The following is an 18,930-nucleotide window of genomic DNA, read 5'->3' on the forward strand; positions in this document are numbered from 1 at the left end:
GTTGCAGCCAGCTGGTATCTTCGACTGATTTCAGCTCCACCCGCAGGGGCTTCACCTACATATCAGCGTGCCTTCTCCCGAAGTTACGGCACCATTTTGCCTAGTTCCTTCACCCGAGTTCTCTCAAGCGCCTTGGTATTCTCTACCTGACCACCTGTGTCGGTTTGGGGTACGATTTCATGTTACCTGATGCTTAGAGGCTTTTCCTGGAAGCAGGGCATTTGTTACTTCAGCACCGTAGTGCCTCGTCATCACACCTCAGCGTTAAAAAGGTACCGGATTTACCTGGAACCTCCGCCTACATGCTTAAACCGGGACAACCGTCGCCCGGCTAACATAGCCTTCTCCGTCCCCCCTTCGCAGTAACACCAAGTACAGGAATATTAACCTGTTTCCCATCGACTACGCCTTTCGGCCTCGCCTTAGGGGTCGACTCACCCTGCCCCGATTAACGTTGGACAGGAACCCTTGGTCTTCCGGCGAGCGGGCTTTTCACCCGCTTTATCGTTACTTATGTCAGCATTCGCACTTCTGATACCTCCAGCAACCCTCACAGGCCACCTTCAACGGCTTACAGAACGCTCCCCTACCCAACAACGCATAAGCGTCGCTGCCGCAGCTTCGGTGCATGGTTTAGCCCCGTTACATCTTCCGCGCAGGCCGACTCGACCAGTGAGCTATTACGCTTTCTTTAAATGATGGCTGCTTCTAAGCCAACATCCTGGCTGTCTGTGCCTTCCCACATCGTTTCCCACTTAACCATGACTTTGGGACCTTAGCTGGCGGTCTGGGTTGTTTCCCTCTTCACGACGGACGTTAGCACCCGCCGTGTGTCTCCCGTGATAACATTCTTCGGTATTCGTAGTTTGCATCGGGTTGGTAAGCCGGGATGGCCCCCTAGCCGAAACAGTGCTCTACCCCCGAAGATGAATTCACGAGGCGCTACCTAAATAGCTTTCGGGGAGAACCAGCTATCTCCCGGTTTGATTGGCCTTTCACCCCCAGCCACAGGTCATCCGCTAATTTTTCAACATTAGTCGGTTCGGTCCTCCAGTTAGTGTTACCCAACCTTCAACCTGCCCATGGCTAGATCACCGGGTTTCGGGTCTATACCCTGCAACTTAACGCCCAGTTAAGACTCGGTTTCCCTTCGGCTCCCCTATACGGTTAACCTTGCTACAGAATATAAGTCGCTGACCCATTATACAAAAGGTACGCAGTCACCTAACAAGTAGGCTCCCACTGCTTGTACGTACACGGTTTCAGGTTCTTTTTCACTCCCCTCGCCGGGGTTCTTTTCGCCTTTCCCTCACGGTACTGGTTCACTATCGGTCAGTCAGGAGTATTTAGCCTTGGAGGATGGTCCCCCCATATTCAGACAGGATACCACGTGTCCCGCCCTACTCTTCGAGTTCACAACCTGTGCATTTTCGTGTACGGGACTATCACCCTGTACCGTCGGACTTTCCAGACCGTTCCACTAACACACAAGCTGATTCAGACTCCGGGCTGCTCCCCGTTCGCTCGCCGCTACTGGGGGAATCTCGGTTGATTTCTTTTCCTCGGGGTACTTAGATGTTTCAGTTCCCCCGGTTCGCCTCGTTAACCTATGTATTCAGTTAACGATAGTGTGTCGAAACACACTGGGTTTCCCCATTCGGACATCGCCGGGTCAAAGGTTCATATCACCTCGCCGGCGCTTTTCGCAGATTAGCACGTCCTTCATCGCCTCTGACTGCCAGGGCATCCACCGTGTACGCTTAGTCGCTTAACCTCACAACCCGAAGATGTTTCTTTCGATTCATCATCGGTTTGCGAAAATTTGAGAGACTCGAACACACATAACATGTGTGTCGTTTCAATTTTCAGCTTGATCCAGATTTTTAAAGAGCAAATATCTCAAACATGACTCGCAAGTCAGTTTTGAGATATGACGGCAGGTGACTTTCACTCACGAACCAGCAAGTGGCGTCCCCTAGGGGATTCGAACCCCTGTTACCGCCGTGAAAGGGCGGTGTCCTGGGCCTCTAGACGAAGGGGACACTGAAGTCTCAATCGCAAGACGCCTTGCTATTTACTTTTCATCAGACAATCTGTGTGAGCACTACAAAGGCAGGTTCTTTAAGGTAAGGAGGTGATCCAACCGCAGGTTCCCCTACGGTTACCTTGTTACGACTTCACCCCAGTCATGAATCACAAAGTGGTAAGCGCCCTCCCGAAGGTTAAGCTACCTACTTCTTTTGCAACCCACTCCCATGGTGTGACGGGCGGTGTGTACAAGGCCCGGGAACGTATTCACCGTAGCATTCTGATCTACGATTACTAGCGATTCCGACTTCATGGAGTCGAGTTGCAGACTCCAATCCGGACTACGACGCACTTTATGAGGTCCGCTTGCTCTCGCGAGGTCGCTTCTCTTTGTATGCGCCATTGTAGCACGTGTGTAGCCCTACTCGTAAGGGCCATGATGACTTGACGTCATCCCCACCTTCCTCCAGTTTATCACTGGCAGTCTCCTTTGAGTTCCCGGCCGGACCGCTGGCAACAAAGGATAAGGGTTGCGCTCGTTGCGGGACTTAACCCAACATTTCACAACACGAGCTGACGACAGCCATGCAGCACCTGTCTCAGAGTTCCCGAAGGCACCAATCCATCTCTGGAAAGTTCTCTGGATGTCAAGAGTAGGTAAGGTTCTTCGCGTTGCATCGAATTAAACCACATGCTCCACCGCTTGTGCGGGCCCCCGTCAATTCATTTGAGTTTTAACCTTGCGGCCGTACTCCCCAGGCGGTCGACTTAACGCGTTAGCTCCGGAAGCCACGCCTCAAGGGCACAACCTCCAAGTCGACATCGTTTACGGCGTGGACTACCAGGGTATCTAATCCTGTTTGCTCCCCACGCTTTCGCACCTGAGCGTCAGTCTTTGTCCAGGGGGCCGCCTTCGCCACCGGTATTCCTCCAGATCTCTACGCATTTCACCGCTACACCTGGAATTCTACCCCCCTCTACAAGACTCTAGCCTGCCAGTTTCGAATGCAGTTCCCAGGTTGAGCCCGGGGATTTCACATCCGACTTGACAGACCGCCTGCGTGCGCTTTACGCCCAGTAATTCCGATTAACGCTTGCACCCTCCGTATTACCGCGGCTGCTGGCACGGAGTTAGCCGGTGCTTCTTCTGCGGGTAACGTCAATTGCTGCGGTTATTAACCACAACACCTTCCTCCCCGCTGAAAGTACTTTACAACCCGAAGGCCTTCTTCATACACGCGGCATGGCTGCATCAGGCTTGCGCCCATTGTGCAATATTCCCCACTGCTGCCTCCCGTAGGAGTCTGGACCGTGTCTCAGTTCCAGTGTGGCTGGTCATCCTCTCAGACCAGCTAGGGATCGTCGCCTAGGTGAGCCGTTACCCCACCTACTAGCTAATCCCATCTGGGCACATCTGATGGCAAGAGGCCCGAAGGTCCCCCTCTTTGGTCTTGCGACGTTATGCGGTATTAGCTACCGTTTCCAGTAGTTATCCCCCTCCATCAGGCAGTTTCCCAGACATTACTCACCCGTCCGCCACTCGTCACCCGAGAGCAAGCTCTCTGTGCTACCGTTCGACTTGCATGTGTTAGGCCTGCCGCCAGCGTTCAATCTGAGCCATGATCAAACTCTTCAATTTAAGTTTGATGCTCGTGAATTAAACTTCGTAATGAATTACGTATGTTCACTCAGAGACTTGGTATTCATTTTTCGTCCGAAGACATTAAGAATCCATGTCACTTTGAGTGCCCACACAGATTGTCTGATAAATTGTTAAAGAGCAGTGCAACGCGGCTTTCGCTCACCGTTGCGAGGTGGCGTATATTACGCTTTCCTCTTTCAGAGTCAAGCGTTTATTTTGCTTTTCTCTGCTGACCCGGCGGCGTATGTGCCGTTGTTCCGTGTCAGTGGAGGCGCATTATAGGGAGTAATTCCGAACCTGCAAGGATAAAGTGAAAATTATTTACTGACTGCTCACTTTCCAGGCAAAACACTTCCCAGACCTCAATTCTCGCCTGGTTTTTAAACAAAAACGAGCCGCAAGCGGCTCGTTTTTGCGTTTTGTGACTTACTGCACTGCCACAATGCGATCGTCGTTGGCTTCCAGACGGATAACTTTGCCCGGAATCAGCTCCCCGGACAGGATCTGCTGCGCCAGCGGGTTTTCGATCTGCTGCTGGATAGCACGTTTCAACGGACGCGCACCATACACCGGATCATAACCGTTCTCGCTCAACAATTTCAGCGCATCGTCAGAGATGTGAATTTCATATCCACGCTCTTCCAGACGTTTGTACAGACGCTGCAGCTGGATCTGCGCAATCGACGCAATGTGTTTCTCACCCAGAGGATGGAACACCACCACTTCATCAATACGGTTGATGAACTCTGGACGGAAGCTATGGCTGACAACCCCCATCACCAGATCCTTCATATGGCCGTAGTCCAGCTCACCGAAACGTTCCTGAATCAAATCAGAACCCAGGTTCGATGTCATAATGACGACCGTATTACGGAAGTCGACCGTTCTCCCCTGCCCGTCAGTCAGACGGCCATCATCCAGCACCTGAAGCAGAATGTTGAACACATCCGGGTGCGCTTTTTCTACCTCATCCAGCAGAATGACGGAATAAGGACGGCGACGCACCGCTTCTGTCAGATAGCCACCTTCTTCATAACCGACATATCCTGGAGGTGCCCCGACCAGACGCGAGACGGAGTGTTTTTCCATAAACTCGGACATGTCGATGCGCACCATCGCATCGTCGCTATCGAACATAAAGTTAGCCAGTGCTTTGCACAGCTCGGTCTTACCGACACCGGTCGGCCCCAGGAACAGGAACGAACCAATCGGGCGATTAGGATCGGACAGCCCCGCACGGCTACGGCGGATGGCATTGGAGACGGCCTCAACCGCCTCGTCCTGACCGATCACGCGCTGATGCAGATCCTGCTCCATACGCAGCAGTTTATCGCGTTCGCTTTCCATCATGCGCGCCACCGGAATACCGGTCCAGCGAGCCAGCACTTCCGCAATTTCTGCATCCGTCACTTTATTACGTAACAGACGCATGGTTTTGCCTTCCGACTGCGTGGCGATCTCAAGCTGTTTTTCCAGCTCAGGGATTTTGCCGTACTGCAACTCGGACATTCGCGCCAGATCGCCCACACGGCGAGCCTGTTCGATGGCGATTTTCGCCTGCTCAAGTTCCGCTTTAATGGTCTGCGTGCCAGACAGTGAAGCTTTCTCGGCTTTCCACTCTTCTTCCAGCTCAGAATACTGACGCTCTTTGTCGTCCAGTTCTTCGTTGAGCATATCGAGGCGTTTCTTACTGGCTTCATCAGACTCTTTCTTCAGCGCCTGCTGTTCCAGCTTGAGCTGAATGATACGACGGTCGAGCCTGTCCAGCTCTTCCGGTTTCGAGTCAATCTGCATACGAATGCTCGACGCCGCTTCATCAATCAGGTCGATCGCTTTATCCGGCAACTGACGGTCAGCAATATAACGGTGCGAAAGCGTCGCCGCCGCCACAATCGCCGGGTCGGTGATTTGCACATGGTGATGCAGCTCATAACGTTCTTTCAGACCACGCAAAATCGCGATGGTATCTTCAACGCTTGGCTCGGCAACAAACACTTTCTGGAAACGACGTTCCAGAGCAGCATCTTTCTCAATGTACTGGCGGTACTCATCCAGCGTCGTGGCGCCAACGCAATGCAGTTCACCACGTGCCAGGGCTGGTTTCAGCATGTTCCCGGCATCCATCGCGCCGTCGGCCTTACCGGCCCCCACCATGGTGTGCAGTTCGTCAATAAACAGAATGACGTTGCCTTCCTGTTTAGCCAGGTCGTTAAGCACACCTTTCAGACGCTCTTCAAACTCACCGCGGTATTTCGCCCCGGCCACCAGCGCCCCCATATCCAGTGCCAGCACGCGGCGACCTTTCAGCCCTTCCGGCACTTCACCGTTTACGATACGCTGCGCCAGCCCTTCAACAATGGCGGTTTTACCCACACCGGGCTCACCAATCAGAACCGGGTTGTTCTTGGTACGACGCTGCAATACCTGAATCGTACGGCGGATCTCTTCGTCACGGCCGATGACCGGGTCAAGTTTGCCCTGCTCAGCACGTTCGGTCAGATCGACCGTAAATTTCTTCAAAGCCTGACGTTGGTCTTCGGCTCCCTGATCGTTCACGCTTTCACCTCCGCGCATTTTCTCAATCGCCTGAGTCACATTGGCGGTGGTTGCACCGGCAGATTTCAGCAGGTCGGTTAAGGTACCGCGTGATTCAAGCGCCGCCAGAACAAACAGCTCTGACGAAATAAAGTTGTCCCCACGTTTTTGCGCCAGCTTGTCGCAAAGGTTCAGCACGCGCACCAGATCCTGAGACGGCTGAACATCACCGCCGGTACCTTCTACCTGCGGTAAACGGCTCAGTGCCTGATCGATAGCGGTGCGTAACTGGCCAGCATTAATGCCAGCAGACGTTAATAAAGGACGTACCGATCCCCCTTCCTGATTCAGCAAGGCGCTCATTAAATGAAGAGGTTCGATGAATTGGTTGTCGTGCCCCAGCGCGAGCGACTGGGCATCGGCAAGAGCAAGCTGGAATTTATTAGTAAGACGATCCAGACGCATAACTCCTCCCATAAACAGGTCAAATTTGCTACTGGAGATTAAATGAGGTCATCCCTCAATTATTCAAGGTTAATGATCTGAATTATGTGAAAAGAAAACGGCACGTTCCGGATCGTCTTGATTCTTTAGGTTATATCAGCCAAATAAAACTTGCCATACGACCCGTAGTCTTGTCGCGGCGATAAGAGAAAAAATCACCCTTTTCGGTGAAAGTACAGCGATCTCCGCCGAAGATCTGCGTGACACCGACGCTATTCAGGCGCTGACGGGCAAGCTGGTAAATATCTGCCAGATATTTTTCACCGGAAGGCTGAAAAGCCTCAGCGGCTTGCGGATCTTTTTCCATGAATGCTTCGCGAACTTCCGGCCCCACTTCAAAAGCACGAGGGCCAATCGCCGGACCCAGCCAGGCCATGATATTGGCGGAATCATCGTTAAAGCAGGCGACGGTCTCTTCCAGCACGCCCTCACACAATCCACGCCAGCCTGCATGCGCGGCAGCCACTTCAGTACCTGCCCGGTTACAGAACAAAACCGGCAGACAATCGGCGGTCATAACGGCACAAACCGTGCCCGGAGTATTGCTGTAAGAGGCGTCTGCGCGTTTAGAAGCGTAAGGTTCTCCCGTCAGCTTCAGCACCGCTTTACCATGAACCTGTTCCAGCCAGACCGGTTTCGAAGGCAGATTCCCCGCAGCAAACAGACGCCTGCGGTTCTCTTCTACATGATCCAGGTTATCGCCACAGTGTGCGCCGAGATTCAACGACTCCCACGCGCCCTGGCTGACTCCGCCAGTACGGGTTGAGCTGCAGGCGGCCACGCCTTCAGGTAGTGGCCACTCCGGGACAATCAGTTTGGTCATAACCAGTCCACATGGTCCTTATGTTCTTCGAAATCAGCACGCATGGCGTCAATCAGTTCCACCATATCCTGTGGGAGAGGCGCATGCCACTCCATCTGAATACCGGTGATGGGGTGATAGAGACGCAGCATGGTCGCGTGCAGCGCCTGACGATCGAACTTGCGCAGTACGCTGATGAACTCATCCGATGCGCCTTTTGGCGGACGCGGACGACCACCGTATACCTGATCCCCCACCAGCGGATGGGTAATGTGGGCCATATGAACACGGATCTGGTGCGTACGACCGGTTTCCAGGCGCAGGCGCAGGCGCGTATGAATACGGAAGTGCTCCATAATGCGATAGTGCGTCACCGCTGGTTTCCCCATCGGGTGCACCGACATATGAGTGCGTTTAGTTGGGTGACGGCTAATCGGTTCTTCTACCGTACCGCCAGCGGTCATGTGGCCAATGGCTACCGCTTCGTATTCACGGGTAATTTCACGCAGCTGCAGTGATTCCACCAGACGGGTCTGAGCAGGAACGGTCTTTGCCACGACCATCAGACCGGTGGTGTCTTTATCCAGACGGTGAACGATACCCGCGCGCGGGACATCAGCAATCGGCGGATAGTAATGGAGAAGTGCATTAAGTACCGTACCGTCAGGGTTCCCCGCCCCCGGATGAACAACCAGGTCGCGCGGCTTGTTGATTACCAGAATGTCATCATCTTCATAGACGATGTCCAGTGGGATATCCTGCGGCTCGAAGCGGATTTCCTCTTCGATTTCAGCATTGATGGCAACAGCTTCCCCACCAAACACTTTCTCTTTTGGTTTGTCCCAGATCTTGCCGTTTACCAGCACGCGCTGGTCAAGGATCCATTCTTTTATGCGTGAACGCGAATAATCAGGGAACAATTCGGCCAAAGCCTGATCTAAGCGTTGACCGAGCTGATTTTCGGAGACTGTTGCGGTGAGTTCTACTCGTTGTGCCATAAACTGCTTCTTTGTTTAACGTTGGGTTTTACGGCTTTGCCGTTTAATATAGTGTGCTATTGTAGCTGGTCTTAATCGGGAGCAGGAACAGAGTTTCTCCCGGACAAACATTTGAGGAAAGTCAAAACGTCATGACGCGCATGAAATATCTGGTGGCAGCGGCCACGTTGAGCCTGGCTTTGGTGGGCTGCTCCGGTTCGAATGAACAGGTCCCTGACAATCCGCCGAATGAAATCTATGCGACTGCACAACAAAAGTTGCAGGACGGTAACTGGAAACAGGCGATAACGCAACTGGAAGCGTTGGATAATCGCTATCCATTTGGTCCGTATTCGCAGCAGGTACAGTTAGATCTTATCTACGCCTACTACAAAAATGCCGACCTGCCGCTGGCTCAGGCAACTATCGATCGTTTCATGCGTCTGAATCCGACTCATCCTAACATCGATTACGTCATGTATATGCGCGGTCTGACCAACATGGCGCTGGATGACAGTGCTCTGCAGGGCTTCTTCGGCGTGGATCGTTCCGATCGTGATCCCCAGCATGCGCGTGATGCCTTCAATGACTTCTCCAAACTGGTGCGCGGCTATCCAAACAGTCAGTACGTGACCGACGCGACCAAACGTCTGGTGTTCCTGAAAGATCGCCTGGCGAAGTATGAATACTCCGTTGCGGAATACTATACCCGCCGTGGCGCATGGGTTGCCGTGGTTAACCGCGTAGAAGGTATGCTGCGTGATTACCCGGATACTCAGGCAACGCGTGACGGCCTGAAGCTGATGGAAAATGCTTACCGTCAGATGCAGATGACCATTCAGGCTGAAAAAGTGGCGAAAATTATCGCCGCGAATAGCAGCAACACCTGATAGTGCTTCAATGCAAAACGGCAGCCCTAAGGCTGCCGTTTTTGTATCTATTTCTGATATTCGCTGAAGCGCTTTATCTCAACTCATCCCGTCAACTATGACCGCAATTTTTGCCTTCCACAAGGTAAATCTCACCTCTTCCTGCCCTGCCTCACAAAAAAGATTCCCTGACAAAAACCGACAAAATAACGTGATCTAAATCACACATTTTGACATTAGGTCGGGTATGCTGGAATCACCAAGACGGAAAGACAAGAGGTAAAATTTATGACAATGAACATTACCAGTAAACAAATGGAAATTACTCCGGCAATTCGCCAGCACGTCGCAGACCGTCTCGCCAAACTGGATAAATGGCAAACTCACCTGATTAACCCGCATATCATTCTGTCTAAGGAGCCACAGGGTTTCATCGCTGACGCAACTATCAATACTCCAAACGGCCATCTGGTCGCCAGCGCAAAACATGAAGATATGTACACGGCTATTAACGATTTGATCAACAAGCTGGAACGGCAGCTCAATAAAGTGCAACACAAAGGTGAAGCCCGTCGCGCCGCATCCTCGGTGAAAGACGCCAGCTTCGCGGAAGAAGTTGAAGAAGAGTAATCCTTTAAATTGAGTGTACCGCCAACGCGCCTTCGGGCGCGTTTTTTATTGACAGGGTGAAAACAGTACAGGTACTTTAACGATATCAATCACAGGATGATGTTATGAAACTTACGCCGTTCTTCTTCGCATTCTTTTTTACCTTCCCCTGACCGGGAGGCGTTTCGTCGTGTGATAAAGAATGCGAAGACGAACAACAAGGCCTCCCACACCGGGGGGCCTTTTTTATTGATAACGATAAAATGAGACAGGCGACACTATGACACCGGAAAACCCGTTACTGGACCTGCGCGTAAAAATCAGCGCGCTGGATGAGAAATTACTGGCACTGCTGGCCGAACGTCGCATGCTCGCCGTTGAAGTAGGGAAAGCCAAACTGGACTCCCATCGTCCGGTACGTGATATTGACCGCGAACGCGATCTGCTGGAACGTCTGATCCAGCTCGGCAAAGCGCACCACCTCGATGCCCATTACATCACCCGGTTGTTCCAGCTCATCATTGAAGACTCCGTTCTCACTCAGCAAGCGCTGCTCCAGCAGCATCTGAACAAAACTAACCCGCATTCTGCGCGTATCGCCTTCCTCGGCCCGAAAGGCTCTTACTCTCACCTGGCCGCACGTCAGTATGCCGCTCGCCATTTCGAAGAATTTATTGAGAGCGGCTGCGCAAAATTTGCCGATATCTTTAACCAGGTCGAGACCGGCCAGGCGGATTACGCCGTCGTGCCCATTGAAAACACCAGCTCGGGTGCCATCAACGACGTTTACGATTTGCTGCAGCACACCAGCCTGTCGCTGGTTGGCGAGCTGACGATCCCTATCGATCACTGCGTGCTGGTCTCCGGCTCAACCGATCTGAGCAAGATAGAAACCGTCTACAGTCATCCCCAGCCGTTCCAGCAGTGCAGCCAGTTCCTGAACCGCTATCCGAACTGGAAAATCGAGTACACCGAAAGCACCTCCGCGGCAATGGAAAAAGTGGCGCAGGCTAACTCGCCAGCCGTCGCTGCACTCGGTAGCGAGGCGGGTGGCGCGTTGTATGGCTTACAGGTGCTGGAGCGCAACCTGGCAAACCAGACGCAAAATATTACCCGTTTCGTGGTGCTGGCGCGTAAGTCCATCAATGTGTCAGACCAGGTTCCAGCGAAAACCACGCTGCTGATGGCGACCGGACAACAGGCGGGTGCACTGGTTGAAGCCCTGCTGGTGCTGCGCAACCACAACCTGATCATGACCAAACTGGAATCGCGTCCGATTCACGGTAACCCGTGGGAAGAGATGTTTTATCTCGATATCCAGGCCAACCTGGAGTCTGCCTCCATGCAGAAGGCCCTGCGTGAACTGGGTGAGATAACCCGTTCCATGAAAGTGCTGGGCTGCTATCCGAGCGAAAACGTCGTGCCTGTCGATCCAAGCTAACGTTCGATAAAGCGACTTTTCTTCATCCCTGCCACATTTACGGGCAGGGTGAAGATGGCGCCGGAGAGCGGATACTCAGCCACCTCTTCTGCATCCATATTTTCCCGCGTGGTCGTAATGAACAGCGTTTTCATATCATCGCCGCCAAAGCAGACCATCGTCGGGCAACGTACAGGCAAGCGATACTCTTCCAGCTGCTCCCCTTGCGGTGAAAAACGCGCGATACGCCAGCCGTCAAACAGTGCGCTCCAGTAGCAGCCTTCCACATCGACTGCCGCGCCGTCCGGTATCCCTTCGCCCTCTTTAAATTGACGAAAGATCTCGCGTCTGCCGGGTTCACCCTGCTCATCAACCGGAGTGCGATAGATCACCCCATTCGGCGTATCGGAGGTATACATCCACCGCTTATCCGGACTAAACGCTAAGCCGTTATGCCCGTGAATATCACACTGGATTACTTTCGGTGTCAGATCGTTGTCGATACGCATCAGCAACGCGCCGTTGTAATCCCCCGGCCCCCAGAACGTCCCCGCATAGAAACGCCCCATACTGTCGGTTCCCCCGTCATTAAAACGCGCCAGCTGTGGGTTAGAGGGGTTATCGCACACCTTACGCTGCAGGAGGCCATGCTTATCGGCAAGCCAGATGCCATTGCGCATGGCTACGATAAACCCGCCGCGTTCACGCAACGCAAAACAGCCCACTTCCTCATGGAAAGAGAGCACGGTGTGTTCTGCCGTTGGCAGATGATATCGGTGGATTTCGCCTTCCAGGATATCGGCCCAGTAGAGCGCATGCTCTTCAGCGCTCCATGTCGGACACTCAGGCAGGTGCCCGGTGTAATTCAACAGCAGCTGCGGTTCAGCCATGACAGTTCCCCAAAATGAAAAAAGCCAGCAATGCTGGCTTTCAGTATATACATGATCGGATCACTGGCGACTGTCATTTGCCTGGCGCAACAGCGTGCGGCTCTCGCTCTGGAAACGCGTGGCGTAATCACCGAACCAATGCTCCACTTTACGGAAACTGTCGATAAACGCCTGCTTGTCGCCATGCTCCAGCAGCGTAATGGCTTCGCCAAAGCGCTGATAGTAACGTTTGATCAGTGCCAGATTATTTTCGGACGACATAATAATGTCGGCGTAAAGCTGGGGATCCTGCGCAAACAGACGTCCAACCATCGCCAGTTCCAGACGATAGATCGGTGATGAGAGCGCCAGCAGCTGTTCAAGCTGCACGTTCTCTTCCGCCAGATGCAGACCGTAGGCAAAGGTCGCAAAGTGGCGCAGTGCCTGAATAAACGCCATGTTCTGATCGTGCTCAACCGCGCTGATGCGGTGCAGTCGTGCGCCCCATACCTGAATCTGTTCGAGGAACCACTGATAGGCTTCCGGCTGACGCCCGTCGCAGTAAACCACCACTTGCTTCGCCAGGCTGCCGCTGTCCGGGCCAAACATCGGGTGCAGACCCAGTACCGGACCCGTATGCGCGGCCAGCATCGCCTGCAGCGGACCATTTTTGACAGAAGCGAGGTCCACCAGGATGCAATCCTGCGGTAAAGGCGGAAGTTTTCCGATGATCTGCTCCGTCACGTGGATCGGCACGCTGACGATAACCATTCCCGCGTCTTTCATCAGTTCTGGCGCCAGGGCCCAGTCCTCTTTCTCCAGAATGCGCACCTGGTAGCCAGAAAGCATCAGCATTTTTTCAAACAGACGCCCCATCTGCCCGCCGCCGCCGACAATCACCACCGGACGCAGGGACGGACAGAGGGTTTTAAAGCCTTTGTCGTTTTCGCTGGAATAGGATTCGCGCATTACGCGACGCAGCACATCTTCAATCAAATCCGGCGAAACACCCAGCGACTGGGCCTCTTTACGACGGGAAGCCAGCATTGAGGCTTCGCGCTCCGGAACGTAAATCGGCAGGCCGTATTTACTTTTTACTTCACCGACTTCAGCAACCAGTGCCATACGGCGCGCCAGCAGATCCAGCAGCGCCTTGTCCACTTCATCAATTTGATCGCGTAATGCGGTCAATTCAGCAACCATAGCTAACCTCTTAAGCCAGACGCGTCGCCAGCTGGCCATTTAAATCTTTATGGATCTCACGCAGCAGCGCATCGGTGGTTTCCCAGCTGATGCAGGCATCCGTCACGGAGACGCCGTGCTTCATCGCACTGCGCGGTTGTTCAGATGACTGATTACCTTCATGAATGTTGCTCTCAATCATCAGACCGATAATCGAACGGTTGCCGTCTTTGATCTGTGCGACCACGGATTCGGCAACCGCAGGCTGGCGACGATAATCTTTATTCGAATTACCATGACTGCAATCTACCATCAGTGCCGGGCGCAGTCCCGCCTGCTCCATCTCTTTTTCACACTGCGCCACATCTGCCGGGCTGTAGTTTGGCGCTTTACCGCCGCGCAGGATCACATGACCGTCCGGGTTACCCTGAGTTTGCAGGAGGCACACCTGGCCCGCCTGGTTGATACCCACAAAACGGTGCGGCATTGCGGCGGCGCGCATAGCGTTGATCGCCGTCGCCAGACTGCCATCGGTACCGTTTTTAAAACCAACCGGCATCGACAGACCAGACGCCATCTCGCGGTGGGTTTGCGATTCCGTCGTCCGCGCACCAATCGCAGACCAGCTGAACAGATCGCCCAGGTATTGCGGGCTGTTCGGATCAAGCGCTTCGGTTGCCAGCGGCAGCCCCATGCTAACCAGCTCCACCAGCAGGCGACGCGCAATCTTCAGCCCTGCTTCCACATCAAACGAGCCATCCATGTGCGGATCGTTAATCAACCCTTTCCAGCCAACGGTCGTGCGTGGCTTCTCAAAATAGACGCGCATCACCAGATAGAGGCTATCGCTGACCTCCTCCGCTAATGCTTTAAATCGATGAGCGTACTCAATGGCGGTTTCAGGATCGTGAATAGAGCAAGGACCACAGACCACCAGCAGGCGCGGATCGCGACCAGCGATAATGTCAGAAATGGTCTGGCGAGAGTGCTCAATTTGAGCCTCCTGCGCTGCACTCAGCGGGAATGCTGCTTTCAGTTGATCCGGGGTAATTAAAACCTGTTCGTCAGTGATATGTACGTTGTTCAGCGCGTCTTTTTGCATGATGGCGATCCTGTAATGCTCGTTTGCGATAGTTGTTATCCTCGATGAGGTGAAGCAACGATACCACAACAAGTAAAGATTTCAATCCAAAATCCGTAAATATTACTTTACAGAAGCTAATTATTAGTAAAAAGCAGCCATTAAATACGTAAACTTTAAATTACACTCCGATTTTCTTCCGCCAGGCTATGCTGAAGAAAAAAGGAGAATCGCTATGCGTTCAATTGCTCTGGTGTTGTTGTTGCTGTTTTTATCGGGCTGCCAGATTAATCCTTACACTTTTCAGCCCCACTGGACGACTCCGGACTGGTTCAGTGCCGGAAAAGAAGACGCCATGAATGGCTTGCCGGTTAAAGATAACCAGACCCTGGCCGATAGTTTTAATGACCCTCATGTTGATCGTAGCGAATATCTCCGCGGCTACGCTGATGGTCAGAAGAAAGTATGCGAAGAGGGTTTTATTCATGCCTGGGGATTAGCGGGCAAATCTTATCCTGCCAGTTGTGATAGTGTTGAAAATGCTGTGAAACTCCGTGCGTCATGGCAAAAAGGAATGGACGAAAGTATGCGTTCCAGCAGACTTAATTAAGTCTGTGTTTATCCCCTGGAAAATAAACCACTGTAGGATTTAGCTTAGGTCAGCCGAAGGCTATTTCTGACATAATGACGGCTCAGACAAACAATGGTATTCTGCCCGCATCTCTTAAGGACATCTATTTCCGGAGCGGTACGGCGGATTCTGGTGAGAAATTCATACTTGATCTCTTTGTTCCGACTCACTCTGGTGTTAATGCTGTTTCTTATGGTGGGCCCGGCGACGGCAGGCGCGCTCACGGAGACGGATAAATCGGTACGTTCGATTGTCTCGGGGATTGTGAGCTATACGCGATGGCCGTCACTTTCCGGACAGCCCAGGCTTTGCATTTATGCCACCTCTCACTACACGCACCCACTCAGCGGCAATGAAGGGCATACCGAGTTACCCTACACTCCCGTTATTGTCCGTAACGATCGGGAAGCCCTGGACGCGACGTGCGATGCTGTTTATTTCGGGTCTGAACCGCCGGCAAAACAACTTGAATTAATAAGTCAATATCAGGGCAGAGCATTGCTATTAATCTCAGAGCAAAATCCGGAATGTGTTATTGGCAGTGCTTTTTGCCTGATAATCGAACGTGGCCAGGTGCGGTTTTCCGTCAATCTGGATGCATTGTCGCGCAGTGGTGTCAGGGTCAATCCCGATGTATTAATGCTTGCACGGAATAAGCAGCATGGATAAAGATTTCACCTCGACGCCACGTCCAACGTTTAAAAGAACGCTTAGGCGAAACAGCATGATAAGCGTCATCATCACGATGACGCTTATATGGCTGTTACTCTGTTTTGCTTCCGTCGTGACGTTAAAACAATACGCGCAAAAGAATCTCGAATTAACCGGCGCCACCATGAGCCACAGTCTTGAAGCCTCTCTGGTTTTCAACGATTCGTTGGCCGCCAACGAAACCCTCGCAGCCCTGGGTAAGCAGGGGCAGTTTGCCGTAGCAGAAGTCATTAACGTACACAAAAAGCGTTTTGCATACTGGTCCTGGAATCCGAAGGATAATAACGACACGCTGGGGGCGCTGGTCAGCCGCTGGCTTTTCCCTGTACCGATTGCACAGCCAATCATGCATAACGGTTCGATGATCGGCGAAATTCGCCTTACCGCGCGTGACAGCCTGATTAGCCACTTCATCTGGATGTCGTTTGCCGTTCTTACCGGCTGTATTCTTTTTGCCACCGTCGTCGCGATCGCCATTACCCACTCTCTGCATCACGGCATGGTCACGGCCCTGCAAAACATCACCGATGTGGTGCATGACGTCCGTACAAACCGTAATTTCTCCCGACGGGTGAAAGATGGGCGTATCGAAGAATTTCACCAGTTTGGTGAAGACTTCAACAGCCTCCTGGATGAGATGGAGGAGTGGCAGCTTAAGCTTCAGGCGAAAAATGCCCAACTATTGCGTACCGCCATGCACGATCCGCTCACCGGCCTTGCTAACCGCGCAGCGTTTCGTAACAGCATTGCGGCCCTGATGAACGACCCTTCGGCGAGAATAAATTCGGCCCTGCTCTTCCTTGATGGTGATAATTTTAAGTTTATCAATGACACCTGGGGACACGCGGCAGGAGACTGCGTGCTGATTGAAGTCGCCAGCAGGATGGTGGAATTTGGCGATAAGCGCCATCAGTCCTATCGCCTTGGCGGTGACGAATTTGCCATGGTGCTGTACGGCGTTCATTCTGAGCTTGAAGTTCAACACATTTGTGCTGCGTTATCGCAGCAGTTTATCCGTCCGTTTGATCTGCATAACGGACAAAAAGCATCGATGTCACTCAGCATTGGCTTTGCTCTGGCGTGGGAAAATGCGTCCGTTGAAGCATTACTGGAAAAAGCCGACCGCAATATGTACCAGGTTAAAAACCAGCGTACAAAAACAATAAGTTAGAAAGGATATACTATGTTAAAACGATACTTCGCGCCGTTAGTCCTGGCCTCACTGGTTCTGGCAGGCTGTCAGTCGCCGCCTGAAGGTAAATTCACGCCAGAACAAATTGCAGCGATGAAGTCCTACGGTTTTAACGAACTGAACGGCGACTGGTCCCTGGGATTATCGGATACCATTCTGTTTGATAAAAATGACGCCAGACTCCGTTCCGAAAGTGAAACACAGATCCAATCCATGGCCTCTCGTCTGGCGAAAACCGGCCTGAATCACGCTCGAATGGATGGTCATACGGATAATTACGGCGAAGAAAGTTACAACGAAGCGCTGTCGTTAAAACGTGCCAATGCCGTTGCCGACGCATGGGCGAAGGGAGCGAATATCCCGCGCGAGAATCTCACCACCCGGGGATTAGGCAAAAAATACCCGATTGCGAGCAACAGTACCGCGCAAGGGCGCGCTGAAAACCGCCGGGTATCAGTGGTTATCAGCACGCCATAGGGTTATTTAGCGGATGATTCGGCGAGCGACACGCCTGTTGCCGCTCGCCAGCGTAGCCAGTCGATCAGAATAAACAGCGCCAGACTCACCCCCATCACAGGCAAAGCCAGCCCCAGTAGCACGCTGATGATGAGCGTAACACCTCTTCCCCATCCTGACAGCGCCAGCCAGCACTGACAAAGCGTTTGTAACGGATTGACTGCCGATTGTGCCGGGCGACGCATCCACCACATCCGGTACCCCCAGATGATAAGCACGCACAGGGCAAGCCCGAAGGCAACGAGCAGCAGCTGATTCACCAGCCCGAATAAAATCCCCATATGGAAATCTACGCCCCAGCGGGTCAGTTTTGCCATTAGCGGGAAATCCTCAAAACGGGTTCTGTCCAGAACCTGCATCGTACCGGGATCAACCGCAACCGCATCCACCTGAGTTGGCCAGCTGCGATCGATTTCCGTCACGGTCCAGGCACGGTCCGCCGTTTTCGCCGGGCGGATCTCAAGCTTGCTGGCATCAATCCCCGCTTTACGCGCCGCGTTTAATACGCCATCAAATTGCGTCAGATCCATCGCCATTTCAGGCATCATCATGCCGGCATGGTGACCGCGATGCTCCGCGTGTTCGTCCATCATGGCAGGCGCACCTGAAAGCGTGGTGTTCACCTGAGGCGTAAGCCAGTTCATTTGTGCCCGGAGTTTATCGACGTTTCCGCCCGCCCACTGCGACCACGTCAGGCCGGTTGCGGAGAACAACAGCATTCCGCCCAGCAGGATCCAGCCTAATACCACATGCACACGACGACGGTTCTGGAAGCGGTTGTTAATTCGCCGTTTCGGTCGGGTATAAAACCACAGGGCAATACCGCCCAATCCGGCAACCCACATCCACGACGCGGCCAGTTCACTATAGAGACGCCCGATATCACCCAGCATCAAAGAGGTATGCAAATAATCAATGGTCTGGCGCAGCGGTAAAATCCCGCTGGTGCCGTACACCGTCATATCCCCCAGCACCGCCAGATTTACCGGATCGACAAAGATAGCCCGGTTTTCCGATGGCCCCAGCGTCGGGTCAGCAAACATCACGCGGGTGGTTTCGCCTTCAACCAGCCCCGGACGAACGGCGTGCAAACGCAAATCTGAACCCACGATTTTTTCCGCCACGGCAATTTGGTTCGCCAGCGGCTGCGGCTCGCCCGCGGAATCGGTGTGGAGCGCGTGCCGATAGAGGACATTTTCCAGCTGTGGCGTCGCCACATACAGCGTACCGGTTAACGCAGCGAAGAAGATAAACGGGCCAACAAACAGCCCGATGTAGAAATGGAGGCGACGCAGCAGGTTTCCCCATGCCGCGCGCGGTGTGCAGGTAGTCATACTTTTCCTTTTTAAGGCAAAAAGTTAT

15 protein-coding genes, 1 tRNA gene, 2 rRNA genes and 1 other annotated feature are annotated in these 18,930 nt (G+C 53.0%); of the genes, 8 read left to right on the forward strand and 10 right to left on the reverse strand.

What is annotated here, in order from left to right:
- The 6 genes from L383_RS0124045 to rluD all read right to left on the reverse strand — a co-directional run.
- Positions 1–1,774: ribosomal RNA gene (locus tag L383_RS0124045) — 23S ribosomal RNA — on the reverse strand; the annotation flags it as partial.
- Between the two features lie 192 nt (positions 1,775–1,966).
- A tRNA-Glu gene (locus L383_RS11080) sits at positions 1,967–2,042 on the reverse strand.
- Positions 2,043–2,127: 85 nt separating this feature from the next.
- Positions 2,128–3,667 (reverse strand): 16S ribosomal RNA (locus tag L383_RS11075).
- A gap of 429 nt (positions 3,668–4,096) precedes the next feature.
- Complete coding sequence (gene clpB, locus L383_RS11070; RefSeq protein ID WP_014884862.1) at positions 4,097–6,670, reverse strand: ATP-dependent chaperone ClpB; 2,574 nt, start codon at positions 6,668–6,670, stop codon at positions 4,097–4,099.
- A gap of 130 nt (positions 6,671–6,800) precedes the next feature.
- Positions 6,801–7,532 carry a purine nucleoside phosphorylase YfiH gene (gene yfiH / locus L383_RS11065; RefSeq protein ID WP_014884863.1) on the reverse strand — a complete coding sequence of 244 codons (732 nt, stop codon included), beginning with the start codon at positions 7,530–7,532 and terminating at the stop codon, positions 6,801–6,803.
- Positions 7,529–8,509: a 23S rRNA pseudouridine(1911/1915/1917) synthase RluD gene (gene rluD / locus L383_RS11060; RefSeq protein ID WP_014884864.1), complete on the reverse strand. Its 981-nt coding sequence runs from the start codon at positions 8,507–8,509 to the stop codon at positions 7,529–7,531. The genes yfiH and rluD overlap by 4 nt, the downstream gene beginning before the upstream one ends.
- Before the next feature lie 131 nt (positions 8,510–8,640).
- On the opposite strand from rluD, the gene bamD reads away from it, so the two are divergent.
- The 4 genes from bamD to pheA all read left to right on the forward strand — a co-directional run bounded on the left by bamD (position 8,641) and on the right by pheA (position 11,407).
- Complete coding sequence (gene bamD, locus L383_RS11055) at positions 8,641–9,378, forward strand: outer membrane protein assembly factor BamD (RefSeq protein ID WP_023331105.1); 738 nt, start codon at positions 8,641–8,643, stop codon at positions 9,376–9,378.
- 267 nt (positions 9,379–9,645) lie between these two features.
- A complete protein-coding gene (raiA, locus tag L383_RS11050) occupies positions 9,646–9,987 on the forward strand; it encodes a ribosome-associated translation inhibitor RaiA (protein ID WP_014884866.1) in 342 nt (113 codons plus the stop codon).
- 103 nt (positions 9,988–10,090) lie between these two features.
- Positions 10,091–10,216, forward strand: a sequence feature (Phe leader region).
- Entirely contained in the window at positions 10,092–10,139 is a 48-nt protein-coding gene (gene pheL / locus L383_RS25960; RefSeq protein WP_100249759.1) for a pheA operon leader peptide PheL, read from the forward strand. It overlaps the preceding feature by 48 nt.
- Before the next feature lie 30 nt (positions 10,217–10,246).
- On the forward strand, positions 10,247–11,407 hold the full coding sequence (pheA, locus tag L383_RS11045; RefSeq protein WP_023331106.1) for a bifunctional chorismate mutase/prephenate dehydratase: 1,161 nt from the start codon (positions 10,247–10,249) through the stop codon (positions 11,405–11,407).
- Here pheA and L383_RS11040 read toward each other — a convergent pair.
- The 3 genes from L383_RS11040 to aroF are packed head-to-tail and all read right to left on the reverse strand — an operon-like array spanning position 11,404 to position 14,539.
- A complete protein-coding gene (locus L383_RS11040) occupies positions 11,404–12,276 on the reverse strand; it encodes an SMP-30/gluconolactonase/LRE family protein (RefSeq protein WP_023331107.1) in 873 nt (290 codons plus the stop codon). The genes pheA and L383_RS11040 overlap by 4 nt on opposite strands.
- Positions 12,277–12,336: 60 nt before the next feature.
- Positions 12,337–13,458, reverse strand: coding sequence for a bifunctional chorismate mutase/prephenate dehydrogenase (gene tyrA, locus L383_RS11035; RefSeq protein ID WP_023331108.1), 1,122 nt, complete (start codon positions 13,456–13,458; stop codon positions 12,337–12,339).
- Positions 13,459–13,468: 10 nt separating this feature from the next.
- Positions 13,469–14,539 carry a 3-deoxy-7-phosphoheptulonate synthase AroF gene (gene aroF, locus L383_RS11030; protein WP_014884870.1) on the reverse strand — a complete coding sequence of 357 codons (1,071 nt, stop codon included), beginning with the start codon at positions 14,537–14,539 and terminating at the stop codon, positions 13,469–13,471.
- Positions 14,540–14,753: 214 nt separating this feature from the next.
- Between aroF and L383_RS11025 the strand changes: the two genes are divergently transcribed.
- The 4 genes from L383_RS11025 (at position 14,754) to L383_RS11010 (ending at position 17,529) form a co-directional block, all read left to right on the forward strand.
- Entirely contained in the window at positions 14,754–15,128 is a 375-nt protein-coding gene (locus L383_RS11025) for a DUF2799 domain-containing protein (protein WP_014884871.1), read from the forward strand.
- A 153-nt stretch (positions 15,129–15,281) separates the two neighbouring features.
- Positions 15,282–15,818 carry a regulatory sequestration protein YfiR gene (locus L383_RS11020; protein ID WP_032629438.1) on the forward strand — a complete coding sequence of 179 codons (537 nt, stop codon included), beginning with the start codon at positions 15,282–15,284 and terminating at the stop codon, positions 15,816–15,818.
- Positions 15,811–17,031, forward strand: a complete 1,221-nt coding sequence (dgcN, locus tag L383_RS11015; RefSeq protein WP_014884873.1) for a diguanylate cyclase DgcN/YfiN — start codon at positions 15,811–15,813, stop codon at positions 17,029–17,031. The genes L383_RS11020 and dgcN overlap by 8 nt, the downstream gene beginning before the upstream one ends.
- Positions 17,032–17,043: 12 nt before the next feature.
- Positions 17,044–17,529: an OmpA family protein gene (locus tag L383_RS11010; protein ID WP_023331110.1), complete on the forward strand. Its 486-nt coding sequence runs from the start codon at positions 17,044–17,046 to the stop codon at positions 17,527–17,529.
- Positions 17,530–17,531: 2 nt separating this feature from the next.
- Here the strand turns inward: L383_RS11010 and L383_RS11005 are convergent, their stop codons facing one another.
- Complete coding sequence (locus L383_RS11005) at positions 17,532–18,902, reverse strand: PepSY-associated TM helix domain-containing protein (RefSeq protein WP_023331111.1); 1,371 nt, start codon at positions 18,900–18,902, stop codon at positions 17,532–17,534.
- Positions 18,903–18,930 lie beyond the last annotated feature (28 nt).

Origin of the sequence: Enterobacter sp. MGH 37 (genome assembly GCF_000534515.1) — a bacterium.
Taxonomy (GTDB): Bacteria; Pseudomonadota; Gammaproteobacteria; order Enterobacterales; family Enterobacteriaceae; genus Enterobacter; species Enterobacter kobei.